Below are 11896 nucleotides of genomic sequence, written 5' to 3' on the forward strand. Positions count from 1 at the left end.
GCCGGGGGTGAGGGTGACACGCTTCAGTGTGAAGCTATGACCGTCGTGCTGGCAGCGTGACGCACTGCGTCTTATTCGGCAGCGTGTCACCCTCACCCCTACCCCTCTCCCACACGGGAGAGGGGATCCCGCGCTTGACTTGTTTCGGAACAGACCAAGTGGAGACGGGAGGAGTGGCTTTCCGCCGAGATGGGAACGGCCCCATCCGCGCAAGATTGCCGCGAAGACGAAGGCACCCGCGCAGCGCTTGCCGCGTTCCTGCGATCCGCACGGGCCCGGCCGTCACTGAACCGTCAAGGAGCCGTGATTGCCTCGGGGCGAACCAGCGTGCAGCCCCGGTCCGTCCCGGCGAGGCTGCCGGGAGGACGAGACCGCGATGACGGACCACCACACCCTGACCCGCCGCACCACCCTGGCTGGCGCCACGGCCCTGGCGCTCGCGCCCCTCGCGGCGCGGGCGCAGGGCGCGCCGGGGACGGGTCAGGGAGCCGGACAGGTCACCGGCCTCGTCTACGAGGACCGGGGCGGCAAGGGACGGCGCGGACCCGACGATCCGGGCCTGCCCGACGTGCTGGTCTCGAACGGCCGCGAGGTGGTCCGCACCGGCGCGGACGGGCGCTACACCCTGCCGGTCGGCGACGAGGCGGTGATCTTCGTGATCAAGCCGACGGGCTTCGGCCTGCCGCCCGGGCCCGACGGCCTGCCGCGTTTCTCCACCATCCACCAGCCGGCCGGCACGCCGCCGGACCTGGCCCTGCGCTATCCCGGCATCGCGCCGACCGGGCCGCTGCCGGCCTCCGTCGATTTCGGCCTGGTGCGACGCCCGGAGAGCGGCGACTTCGACGTGGTGCTGTTCACCGATCCGCAGCCCGAGAGCCACGCCGAACTGACCTTCGTGCGCGAGACCGCCATCGCCCGGGTGCTCGGGATGCGGGACGGCTCGAACAAGATCGCCTTCGGCATGACCACCGGCGACGTGCTGTTCGACGATCTCTCGCTCTATCCGCGCCAGAATCGCCTCGTCGCCCAGATGGGCCTGCCGTGGTTCCACATCGGCGGCAACCACGACCTCAACTTCGAGGCGCCGGACGCTCGCCACTCCCGCGAGACCTTCAAGCGCAGCTTTGGGGCGCCGTACTACGCGCTGGAATACGGCGGCGTATTGTTCCTGATGCTCGACAACGTCCATTACCTCGGCGCCCACACCGCCACGGGGACCCGGGGCGGGCGCTACGAGGGCCGGATCGGCGAGCGCCAGCTCGCCTTCGTCGAGAACCTGCTGAAGCAGGTTCCCACCGACCGCCCGGTGGTGGCGGCGATGCACATACCGCTCGCCAGCGATCTCGGGCCGGACGATCCCGGCATCAGCACCGCCGACCGGGTGCCGCTGCTGCGGCTCCTCGCCGGACGCCCGTCCCTCAGCGTCTCCGGCCACACCCACACCACCGAGCACCATTATCTCGGCCCCGACGGGCGACCGGGAGCGACCGGCGAGGACGCCCACCACCACCACGTGCTCACCGCCGTCTCGGGCTCGTGGTGGAGCGGCCCGCCGGACCGGCGCGGCATCGCCACCGCCGACAGCCGCGACGGCACGCCGCACGGCTTCCACCTGCTCAGCGTCACCGGCGGACGGTCCATCACCACCCGCTACGTCCCGGCGAGCGACGATGCGGGACGACAGATGCGGATCGTGCTGGAGAGCCAGTTCCACGCCGACGACCTCGCCCGCCTGCCCGACACGCGGCTCTACGAGCTGCTCGGCGCCACCATCACGGCCGAGAGCGCGGGCGGCACCAACGTGGTGGTCAACCTGTTCGACGGCGGGCCGCGCAGCCGGGCGTCGTTCCGCATCGGCGACGGGCCGCTCGTGGCGATGACCCGGACGCGCCGGCCCGACCCGTTCGTCGCCGCGCTCTACGCCCGCAACGCCGCCACGAAGAAGTCCTGGGTGAAGGCCGAGCCGTGCTCGCATCTCTGGGTCGCGCGCCTGCCGCGGGACCTGAGGGCCGGCACCCACCGCCTCACCGTCGAGGCGACCGACGAGTACGGCCGCCCGCACCGCGACGCGCTGGTGCTCGAGGTGCTGGACGGGGCGGGCAGGGCCGGCTGACGGCCGGCCCGCGCCGGCGAGGGAGCGTCACGATCGCGCTGCCATCGCGACGCTCTCTCGCTCATTGATTTTGCCGCATGTCCTGTGACGAACCGGCATCCACGTCGTCGGACGATGCTCTCGCGGTCACAGCCGGCTGGGCAGGGAGATCACCGCGTCGACCGTCTCCTTGATGGCGCGGCCGGCCGGGGCGAAATCGGGCATCGGCACGCCGAGGAAGCGGGTCGGCTCCTCTGCTGCCGGCGCCGCGGCCGGCTGGGCGGCGGCGCTGCGCTGATGCGCGTCGGGCTTCTCGCGCCGGGCGACCGGCTTCTCGGCCGGGCGCTTCTCGGCCGCGACCTTCTCTGCGGCCGCCTTCTCGGCGGCGTGCTTCGCCGGGGCGGGCTTTGCCGGCTCCGCCTTGGCCTCCCGGGCCGGCGCGGGTCTCGGCGTCGCCTTCGGCTCGGCCTTCGCCGCGGGCGGCGGGGCGACGGGTTTGGGGTCGACCTTGGGCTCCACCTTGGCCTGCACCGCCCGGGCCGGCGGCAGCGGTGCGGGCTCGCGCGGCGCCGGGACGGCGCGGGGCATTGCGGCCTCGCCGGCTGCCTTGGCTTCGCGGACCGGGGCCGGCCGGGGCGTCTCCGGCGCCTTCGAGGTGGCGGGCACGGGTTGGAACGCGGCGGCAGTGCCGGTCGCGGCCACGTCGGAGGCCGGCGACCAGGAGCCCCGCATTGGCGAGGTCTGTGCCAGCGATCCCGGCACGGGAGCGCTCTGCGGCGGCGCCGTCGCCACGGTCGAGGCCGGATCGAGCAGGGCGGCGGGGACCGCCGACGCCGTCGGCCCTTGACCGCTCGCCGGCGGGGGGACCGGTACCTGAACGGTGGATGCCTGAACGATGGGAACCTGGCGCACCGGATTCGTCCGCAGGGCCGGGATGCCGTCCTTGATCTCCGGCATCTCGGCGACGCGGCCGAAATGCACCTCCGGGGGGCGCGGCCGCAGCAGGTCGCTGATCGTCGGATAGGCCGCCGCGGCGAGGCCGGCGCAGCCGCCGATCCCGACCACGGCCAGGGCCGCCAGTATCGCCGGACGGCCGAGGCGCGCGCGAACGCTCTCGTGCGGGTCCCGGCGCGGCTGGCGCACCTCCGACGGGTCGATCTCCACTGGCATCATGGCACGGGCTCTCCGATGACCTGCCCTCAACCATGATCAGAACCACCGAATCAGGCGTGAAGATGTCGGTGGAAAACACGCGTCCTGTGGATAACCTCGCGAAATCCCGCGAGACGTCGGGGCGATCCACGATTGACTCGCGGCAGGCGCGGGCGCTTCTACGGCTTCGAGGGGGCGTCGGGATCGGACGCGAGGACGGGTGCAGACGAGAACGAAGATGGCGATCGGCCTGATCGCGGCCGTCTTGGTGGCGGGAACCACCGCATTCCTGGTGGCCCGGCACCGGGCCGGCGGCGGGCAGGGCGTAGCGGCCTTCCGGGAGGCCCGGGCCTTCGCGGTCTCGAGCGAGCTCAAGCAGATCGACGGCCCCTACGGGCTGCTCCTCGGCGATTCGCAGATGGAGCGCCTCCACCTGCCGACCCTGTGCGGGCATCCCGCCGTCAACGCCGCCATCGCCGGTACGCGGATCTCCGGCCTGCGGGCGGTGGCGGACTGGATCGCGCTGCCCCGGCCGCCGGAGGTGGTCGTGGTGACCATCGGCACCAACGACCTCACCCAGCGCCAGCGCTCCGGACGGGACACGGCGGCCGAGCAGTTCCGGGGGGAGGCGAGGGCGCTGTTCGCCGACCTCGTGCCCCGCGCCCGGCGCGTCGTTGCCACCGCGGTGCCGCCCTTCGATGCCGCACGGCCCGGGGTCGGGAAGTTCTACGACGTCGCCGCCGCGCCGGCCTATTCGGCGATCCTGTCGGAGGAATGCGCCCGCGCCGGCTGCCGCTTCGTCGACGCCTTCGCGGACCTGCGCGACGCGGCCGGCACGGGCCGGTCGCCGGACGGGGTCCATCTCGGCCTCGACTCCGCCGCGCGGGACCGCATCGCCGCGCGCCTGGAGGAGGTGGCCTGCCCTGATCCTGCCGCCCAGTCGCGCTGACGCGGTTCCGGGGTGCTGCCGGACGACAATGGTTAAGATTTACTTGCCTTGAGGGTGCTCTCGTCCACCCTCCTACCACCTAGGACTGTGCAACCGCACCTCCATTCGGAGCGCCACCCTATTCGACGTCGCGCAGCGGCAAGTGCCGAAATGATTTCGATGCTGCTCTGGCAGATCATGGTCCGGTGGCGATTTTGCCCAGGAAAGCTTTTGGAGTCGGCATCAGGCTCTTGGACAAAACGCGTCCTTGGGTTAGCAGAAGCAGGATTCGGGATTTACCCGATTCGGCTGGGCGCGGGCGGCGCCCGCGGCGTGACCGAGGTCGCGCCCGGGCGTCACGCGGGTGCCGGCCACCTCACGCTCGACGCGATGGCGTAGGAGAGTTGATGACGGCGCGGACCGCGCACCCGATCGCGGGCATCCCGGTCGACAGACCGGGCGATGCCCTCGGCCGTGCGCTTCCGGAGAGCGAGCCGGGGATGAGCGGGCTGCCGTCGCGCCTGATCCTCGACGCGTTGCCGCAGAAGATCTGGATGCTCGACCGCGACGGGGCGGTCCGCTTCGCCAACCGGTCGGCACGGGAGATCGGCTCCAGCCTGGGCGAGCCCGACGGCTGGGACAGCGTGATTCACCCGAAGGACCGCAACCGCGCCGCGGCGGCGCGCAGCTCCGCCATCCGCTCCGGCCAGCCCTATGACCTCACGATCCGCCTGCGCGACACCAGCGGGCGCTGGCACTGGCACCAGACCGACGTGGTGCCGATCCGCGAGGGCGCCGGCATCACCGGCTGGATGATGACCGCCGCCGATGTCGACGACGTCGTGGCCGACAATCAGGCGCTGGAGGCCACCACCAACCTGCTGCTCCTCACCCACAAGGCCGCCGGCGTCGGCCTGTGGGACTGGAACATGCGCACCGGCGCGCTCTCGCTCTCGGCGGAGGGCGCGCGCCTGCACGGCCTCTCGGCGCAGGCCTGCATCATCACCTCCTCGGCCTGGACCGGGCTAGTCCATGCCGACGATCGCGCCATGCTGTGGGACGCGGTCACCAAGGCGGTCACCACCCGCACGCCGTTCTCCGTCGACGTGCGGGTGACGGCCGAGCACGGCGGCACCCGCTGGATCCAGAGCCTCGGCCGCGTCCTCGACGACGCCCACGGGTTGAGCGGGCGCATCGTCGGCCTGACCCTCGACATCACCGCCCGCAAGCGCGCCGAGCAGGCCCTGTCCCACGCCAAGGAGGGCGCCGAGCAGGCCAACCGCGCCAAGTCGGATTTTTTGGCGATGATGAGCCACGAGATCCGCAACCCGCTCAACGCGGTCCTGGGCTACACCGAGCACATGCTCAGCCGCTCGCGCGAGCCCGAGACCCTGCGCCACCTCGCCGCCGTCCAGGAGGCCGGCGAGATCCTGATCCGGGTCGTCGACGACGTGCTCGACGTGGCGCAGATCGAGGCCGGCCAGGTCGCCCTCGATCCCGAATCCTTCCTCCTCGCCGACCTGATGGAGGGCACCGCCGCCGTCGCCCGGGGCGCGGCCTCGCGCAAGGGCGTGGCGGTGGAGGTGCTGCGCGACCCCGCCACCCCGACCCTGGTGCTCGGCGATGTCGGACGCCTGCGGCAGGTGCTGCTCAACCTCCTGACCAACGCGGTGAAGTTCACCCCGGCGGGCCGGGTGGTCCTGGCGGTGAGCCCCGACACCGCGCGGGGCGGGGAAGGGCGGCTGCTCTTCACGGTGAGCGACACCGGCATCGGCATGTCGGCGGCGCAGCAGGAACGGCTGTTCGTGCCCTTCGGCCAGGGCGACGAATCGATCCGGCGCCGCTTCGGCGGCAGCGGGCTCGGCCTCGTCATCTGCCGCCACCTCGTCGAGCTGATGGGCGGGCAGATCGGCGTCACGAGCGAGCCGGGGCGCGGGACCCGGATGTGGTTCTCCGTGCTGCTGCCCCCGGCCTGAGCACCATTCGCCGAAGCGGTCGCCGGTTCGGCGGCGAAAATAATGCAAAAACAAGAAACCAAGCAGAGTTGCCCAGGACAACTCTGCTTGGGAGGCCGGTTCCGGCGCGCGCTCGGACCTCTCGGCGTGGCGGTTCGATGGGCTGATGAGGATGGGATACGGGAGGTGACCAACCGCTCGCGAGCGGACGTTCCGCATCCGGCACCGCGTTGACCGTCACCGTCTTCACTTCGGACGGGCACGGGCGGATCAACAGTCAGGTGAGCGAGGCGAGCAGCTGCGATAAGCTCCGATTCCCGAAGTCGGAGTCCGGAGCCGTGAGCATGGCTGAGCGCTTGTCCCAGATCCGGACGATGATTCCGCCGACCGATTGTGCGGTCGCCTCCTGGTATCCGGGCGCGGACCTCGTCGACGCCTTCGCGGTGACGCTGCCCGGGCCGGGACCGCACGACCTATCGCGGCTGGCGCAGGACGGGCTCTCGAACCCGGCGCCCTGGATCACCGCAGCCATGGCGCTGCGCGACGCGGCCGTGCGCCTCTTCGGCGTTCGGACGTCGGGTGAGATGAGGGCCCGTCTGAAGGCCGACGGCCGGGACCGGATCGACTTCTTCCCGGTCCTCTCTCGGTCCGAGCGCGAGATCGTCCTGGGAGAGGACGACCGCCATCTCGATTTTCGCCTGTCGCTTCGTCTCAGCCGACGCCTGGACGGGCAGACGGACCTCGTCGCCACCACGGTCGTGCGCTGCCACAACCGGCTCGGCCGCGCCTATCTCGCAGCCATCATGCCCGGGCACGTCCTTGTCGTCCGCTCCGTCCTGCAACGGGCCGCGGCATTCCAGCCGGGCAGGGTCGTTGCATGATGGACCTTGCAGTCAATTAGGATCGTCCGGGGGATGGCAACGGGTCGAAAACGGCGCTGCGGCACAGCCGAGCCGATCCGGTTTCGCTCCCGAAACCCGGTTCAGTTCCGGCCCCCGACCAGCTATGGACCGTCCTATGCAATGGACGGATGACGGGCTGGTTCTCGGGGCGCGGCGGCACGGCGAGACCGGCGTCGTCCTCGAACTGATGACGGCCGAGCACGGCCGGCATCTCGGCCTCGTCCATGGCGGGCGCTCGCGCCGGATGCAGCCGGTGCTCCAGCCCGGCAACCTCTTGCGGGCGGTGTGGAGGGCGCGGCTCGACGAGGGGCTGGGCTCCTACGCCGTCGAGCCGATCGTGAGCGCCAGCGCCCGGCTGATCGGCTCGCGCCTCGCGCTCTACGGCATCGGCTACGCCGCAGGCCTGCTGCGGCTGCTGCCCGAGCGCGATCCGCATCCCGCGCTGTACGCGGCAGCAACCGTGCTGATCGAGCACCTGCACGAGCCCGAGATCGCCCCCGCCCTGATGGTGCGGTTCGAGCTCGCGATGCTCGCCGAACTCGGCTTCGGCCTCGACCTCTCGGCCTGCGCCGCCACCGGCACCAACGAGTACTTGGCTTATGTTTCGCCGAAGAGCGGGCGGGCGGTGAGTGCGGCCGCCGGCGAGCCCTGGCGCGACCGGCTGCTCGCGCTGCCCGACTTCCTGGTCGACCGCCCCGACCGACGCGGCCTCAACGTGCCGACGGCGCGGGACATCAAGCAAGGATTTACCTTAACGGGTTATTTCCTCGACCAGCACATCTGGGGCCCACGCGACCTCGCCGAGCCCGAGGAGAGGGTGCGGTTCGTCGCCCTCGGCACAGCCGGGTCCACGTGATTCCTCCGCTCCGGCGAATGCAGAGCGTTCGCCGGAGCGGAGGCAAGCCCGAACGGGCGCCGGCGCTGATGCGCCGGACGCCTTCGCGCAGGCGAAGGCACCAATCGAGCGCAAGGAGGGGTTGTCTCGCCTTCCTGGCAATCGGCATATGTTCGTGTTATGTTCTCATCTTGAGACCGCCGAAACCGTGAGTTGACGTCCGCCCATGGGAAAGCCCTTCGAGCCACCCTCCGACCGCGACGGGATCGAGAACGTCGACCTGAAGGCGGCGCTTGAGGAGCGCTATCTCGCCTACGCGCTCTCGACGATCATGCACCGGGCGCTGCCCGATGCCCGCGACGGCCTCAAGCCGGTGCACCGGCGTATCTTGCACGCGATGCGGCTGCTCCGCCTCGATCCCGGCAGCGCCTACAAGAAGTGCGCCCGCGTCGTCGGCGACGTGATCGGCAAGTATCACCCGCACGGCGACGTCGCGGTCTACGATGCGCTCGTGCGCCTCGCGCAGGACTTCGCCCAGCGCTATCCGCTGGTCGACGGCCAGGGCAATTTCGGCAACATCGACGGCGACAACCCGGCGGCGCAGCGGTACACCGAGTGCCGGATGACGGAGGTCGCCCGCCTCCTCCTCGAGGGGATGGACGAGGACGCGGTCGATTTCCGCCCGAACTACGACGGGCAGGAAGAGGAGCCGGTCGTCCTGCCGGCGGCCTTCCCGAACCTCTTGGCCAACGGCTCCCAGGGCATCGCCGTCGGCATGGCGACCTCGATCCCGCCGCACAACGTGGCGGAACTGTGCGAGGCCGCGCTCTACCTCATCACCCACCCGGCCGCGACCTCCGAGCAGCTGACCACCTTCGTCAAGGGACCCGACTTCCCGACCGGCGGCATCGTGATCGATTCCGCGGCCTCGATCGCCGAGGCCTACCGCACCGGGCGCGGCGGCTTCCGGGTGCGGGCGCGCTGGCAGAAGGAGGATCTCGGCCGCGGCACCTGGGCGGTGGTCGTCACCGAGATCCCCTACGGCGTGCCGAAGGCGCGGCTGATCGAGAAGATGGCCGAGCTTCTCCAGGAGAAGAAGCTGCCGCTGCTCGCCGACGTGCGCGACGAATCGGCCGAGGACGTGCGGGTGGTGCTGGAGCCGCGCTCGCGGACCGTCGATCCCGTGGTGCTGATGGAATCGCTGTTCCGGCTCACCGAGCTGGAGAGCCGCATCTCGCTGAACATGAACGTGCTGGTCGGCGGCACGGTGCCCCGGGTGATCGGCCTCGCCGAGGCCCTGCGCGAATGGCTCGACCACCGCCGGGTCGTGCTCCAGCGCCGCTCGCGCCACCGCCTCGCCCAGATCGAGCGCCGGCTCGAGATCCTCGGCGGCCTGCTCATCGTCTATCTCGACCTCGACCGGGTGATCCAGATCATCCGCGAGGAGGACGAGCCGAAAGCCGAGCTGATGCGGGTCTTCGAGCTGACCGAGTTGCAGGCCAACGCCATCCTCGACACGCGGCTGCGCTCCTTGCGGAAGCTGGAGGAGATGGAGCTGAAGCGCGAGCACGACGCGCTGACCAAGGAGAAGGCCGATCTCGACGGGCTGATGGGCTCCGACGAGAAGCAGTGGAAGTCGATCGCGACCCAGATCCGGGCCGTGCGCAAGACCTACGGTCCCGAGACCCCGCTCGGCCGCCGCCGCACCACGCTCGAGAACCCGCCCGACACCTCCGGCATCGATTTTTCGGAGGCGATGGTCGAGCGCGAGCCGATCACCGTGATCGTCTCGCAGAAGGGCTGGATCCGGGCGCTCAAGGGCCACGTCGCCGACCTTTCGGGTGTCCAGTTCAAGGGCGACGACACGCTCAAGGTGAGCTTCCCGACCGAGACGACCGCCAAGATCCTGGTGCTGGCCTCGAACGGCAAGGTCTTCACCCTGGAGGCGGCGAAGCTCCCCGGCGGGCGCGGCTTCGGCGATCCAATCCGCCTGATGGTCGACATGGACGAGGGGTCCGAGATCGTCACCGTCTGGGCGCACAAGCCCGGCGTGAAGCTGCTGCTCGCCACCACCGACGGGCGCGGCTTCGTCACCCCGGCCGATGGGCTCGTGGCCAATACCCGGAAGGGTAAGCAGGTGATCGGGCTCGACGAGCCGGCCACCGCCAGCCTCGTTCTCGAAGTGGGGGAGGGCGACCACGTCGCGGTCTGCGGCACCAACCGCCTGCTGACGGTCTTCCCCCTCGCGGAGATCCCCGAGATGGTCCGCGGCAAGGGCGTGCGGCTGCAGAAGTATCGAGACGGCACGCTCGACTCGGTGGTGATCTTCCGCCTCGCCGACGGCCTGACCTGGCCCGACAGCGCCGGGCGCACCCGCTCGGAGGCCGGCGAGGAGCTGGCGAAGTGGGTCGGCCATCGCGGCGGCGCCGGCGCGATGGCGCCGCGGGGCTATCCTAAAGCCAATCGCCCGTGACCCGGGCCCGGATCGCGCATGGCGGGCGGGCTGCAACCCGAGGGAACGGGTGAGGACGAAGCCGACGAGGAGCGTTTACGGCTCGCCCGCGACATCCTCGTCCACAACGAGCAGGTGAAGCTGACCGCGAACCTGATGAATATCGGCGCGGCCGGTTTCACCATCACGGGCATCGTCGCCCCGCTCACCGCCGCCATGGCGACGACGGGCCGCGTCACTGCGCCCGCCCTCGCGCTGATGGCCGTTTGGTTCGTGCTCGGCGTTGGTCTACACTTCGGTGCGAGGCTGACGTTGACCAACCTGCGATGATGAGCCTGACGACCTACGCCCTGGTTCTGGTGCCCTGTCTCGTGGGAGGCGCGGCGGCGCTCGGCGTGGTCGGTCTGCGCCGGTCGGCCGCCCGGCTCGACCGGCGGGCGGCGCGGATCGCAGCGGATACGGTGCCGCCACGCCATCCCCGCGAGTACCGCCCCCGGGCCGTCCGGCGCGCGGCCGGGCGCTGATCCGACACACGGCCCGCTGCTCTCCGCCACCATTGCCAGATCGTGGGAGACGGCCACAGTGCGGTGACTGGAGCGGATGGTGCCGCTCCGTCCGATTCAGAACCTGTTTTAATTCGCCCGACAGTCTTGATTCCCTCCGGGTCATTCCGGGGCCGCGCAGCGGAGCCCGGAATCCAGAACCGCGAATGGTTCAGGATAAAGCGGGCGATGTTCCGCCTTGTTCTCGACTACCTGGGTGTCTGGATTCCGGGCTCCGCTGCGCGGCCCCGGAATGACCCGGAGAGTGTCAATTCTTTAACAGCCACTCAAACTGGCTCTCAGGCTGTGCCCGCCTGTTCAACGACCAGAGTTGCGAGAATCTGGGAGAGTACCGGCCAAGCGTCCTCCGCTGATAGCGTTGCGTCCTTCGACGCCGTCGTGCCCGTCGCCGCGTGGTACCGACGCACAAGCTCGTAGCCGAGCGAGTAGCCACCGCTCCAGGGCCATGCCGGGTCAGAGCGATCACTGTAGAACCAGCGGCCATGATTGTACGCGGTGTGGAACTACTTCTCGAATCGGCCCGCGAATTACATGTTTGCATTTATTTTTTTATGATACTTTGCGAATAATTCACATAGAAAATGGTTTTAGTAAATCAACATCTGATACATTAAGCAAAGAAACCCCTGATTTTTCGGCCGTAATTTTTATCAAGCTAAGAAGAGAATCATTCTTTTTGCTGCTATCATGTTCACGAAAATCGCGCAGATGCCGCATTATCGTATGATCGTCGCCGAACAAACTAGGAATAGCGTTCAACGCAGCAAAAAAAACGACCTTCGCATCGGACGTGCTATTTCCAGAAATTACGAACCGATATGAAATCAAATCGACGACACATTTTATTCGCAATCTCTTCAATTCAGAAACTCGAAGATATTTTACACTTAAACTTGCAGCTAAAAATACCGCAAATAATGTCGCCACGGCGCCCACGAAGGCAGCGATTAATTCTTTATTTTGAATTAAATCTATCATATTATTCTAGGCCCGAAATTCGATGAATTAGAAACAAGT

10 protein-coding genes and 1 pseudogene are annotated in these 11896 nt (G+C 69.2%); 8 read left to right on the forward strand and 3 right to left on the reverse strand.

Annotated elements, in window-relative coordinates; all coding sequences use genetic code 11:
• The first annotated feature begins 376 nt into the window (after positions 1 to 376).
• Positions 377 to 2113 (forward strand): calcineurin-like phosphoesterase family protein, encoded by a 1737-nt coding sequence (locus ABZT49_RS10485; RefSeq protein WP_355285971.1) that lies wholly within the window; start codon positions 377 to 379, stop codon positions 2111 to 2113.
• A 126-nt stretch (positions 2114 to 2239) separates the two neighbouring features.
• On the opposite strand, the gene ABZT49_RS10490 is transcribed toward ABZT49_RS10485, so the two are convergent.
• On the reverse strand, positions 2240 to 3265 hold the full coding sequence (locus ABZT49_RS10490; RefSeq protein WP_355285972.1) for a chemotaxis protein CheA: 1026 nt from the start codon (positions 3263 to 3265) through the stop codon (positions 2240 to 2242).
• A gap of 217 nt (positions 3266 to 3482) precedes the next feature.
• Between ABZT49_RS10490 and ABZT49_RS10495 the strand changes: the two genes are divergently transcribed.
• The 7 genes from ABZT49_RS10495 to ABZT49_RS10525 all read left to right on the forward strand — a co-directional run bounded on the left by ABZT49_RS10495 (position 3483) and on the right by ABZT49_RS10525 (position 10840).
• Positions 3483 to 4193: an SGNH/GDSL hydrolase family protein gene (locus ABZT49_RS10495; protein ID WP_355285973.1), complete on the forward strand. Its 711-nt coding sequence runs from the start codon at positions 3483 to 3485 to the stop codon at positions 4191 to 4193.
• A gap of 386 nt (positions 4194 to 4579) precedes the next feature.
• Positions 4580 to 6148, forward strand: a complete 1569-nt coding sequence (locus tag ABZT49_RS10500; protein ID WP_355285975.1) for an ATP-binding protein — start codon at positions 4580 to 4582, stop codon at positions 6146 to 6148.
• 209 nt (positions 6149 to 6357) lie between these two features.
• A complete protein-coding gene (locus ABZT49_RS10505; RefSeq protein WP_355285977.1) occupies positions 6358 to 7008 on the forward strand; it encodes a DUF2867 domain-containing protein in 651 nt (216 codons plus the stop codon).
• Positions 7009 to 7144: 136 nt separating this feature from the next.
• Positions 7145 to 7885, forward strand: a complete 741-nt coding sequence (recO, locus tag ABZT49_RS10510) for a DNA repair protein RecO (protein ID WP_355285979.1) — start codon at positions 7145 to 7147, stop codon at positions 7883 to 7885.
• A gap of 205 nt (positions 7886 to 8090) precedes the next feature.
• Positions 8091 to 10337, forward strand: a complete 2247-nt coding sequence (gene parC / locus ABZT49_RS10515; protein WP_355285981.1) for a DNA topoisomerase IV subunit A — start codon at positions 8091 to 8093, stop codon at positions 10335 to 10337.
• A gap of 18 nt (positions 10338 to 10355) precedes the next feature.
• Positions 10356 to 10646, forward strand: a complete 291-nt coding sequence (locus ABZT49_RS10520) for a hypothetical protein (protein WP_355285983.1) — start codon at positions 10356 to 10358, stop codon at positions 10644 to 10646.
• Positions 10643 to 10840 (forward strand): hypothetical protein, encoded by a 198-nt coding sequence (locus ABZT49_RS10525; protein ID WP_355285985.1) that lies wholly within the window; start codon positions 10643 to 10645, stop codon positions 10838 to 10840. Before ABZT49_RS10520 ends, ABZT49_RS10525 begins: the two co-directional genes overlap by 4 nt.
• A 317-nt stretch (positions 10841 to 11157) precedes the next feature.
• Here the strand turns inward: ABZT49_RS10525 and ABZT49_RS10530 are convergent.
• Both ABZT49_RS10530 and ABZT49_RS10535 read right to left on the reverse strand, forming a co-directional pair.
• Positions 11158 to 11361: pseudogene (locus ABZT49_RS10530) on the reverse strand (hypothetical protein); the annotation flags it as partial.
• Between the two features lie 88 nt (positions 11362 to 11449).
• Positions 11450 to 11857: a hypothetical protein gene (locus tag ABZT49_RS10535; protein ID WP_355285987.1), complete on the reverse strand. Its 408-nt coding sequence runs from the start codon at positions 11855 to 11857 to the stop codon at positions 11450 to 11452.
• Positions 11858 to 11896: the final 39 nt, after the last annotated feature.

Source organism: Methylobacterium sp. EM32 (assembly GCF_040593685.1).
GTDB lineage: Bacteria > Pseudomonadota > Alphaproteobacteria > Rhizobiales > Beijerinckiaceae > Methylobacterium.

What these genes read in the sequence shown, in the direction of transcription:
- ABZT49_RS10485 (WP_355285971.1), top strand. Translation starts at nt 377, where the DNA reads ATGACGGACCACCACACCCTGACCCGCCGCACCACCCTGGCTGGCGCC.
- ABZT49_RS10490 (WP_355285972.1), bottom strand. Translation starts at nt 3,265, where the DNA reads ATGATGCCAGTGGAGATCGACCCGTCGGAGGTGCGCCAGCCGCGCCGG.
- ABZT49_RS10495 (WP_355285973.1), top strand. Translation starts at nt 3,483, where the DNA reads ATGGCGATCGGCCTGATCGCGGCCGTCTTGGTGGCGGGAACCACCGCA.
- ABZT49_RS10500 (WP_355285975.1), top strand. Translation starts at nt 4,580, where the DNA reads ATGACGGCGCGGACCGCGCACCCGATCGCGGGCATCCCGGTCGACAGA.
- recO (WP_355285979.1), top strand. Translation starts at nt 7,145, where the DNA reads ATGCAATGGACGGATGACGGGCTGGTTCTCGGGGCGCGGCGGCACGGC.
- parC (WP_355285981.1), top strand. Translation starts at nt 8,091, where the DNA reads ATGGGAAAGCCCTTCGAGCCACCCTCCGACCGCGACGGGATCGAGAAC.
- ABZT49_RS10520 (WP_355285983.1), top strand. Translation starts at nt 10,356, where the DNA reads ATGGCGGGCGGGCTGCAACCCGAGGGAACGGGTGAGGACGAAGCCGAC.
- ABZT49_RS10525 (WP_355285985.1), top strand. Translation starts at nt 10,643, where the DNA reads ATGATGAGCCTGACGACCTACGCCCTGGTTCTGGTGCCCTGTCTCGTG.
- ABZT49_RS10535 (WP_355285987.1), bottom strand. Translation starts at nt 11,857, where the DNA reads ATGATAGATTTAATTCAAAATAAAGAATTAATCGCTGCCTTCGTGGGC.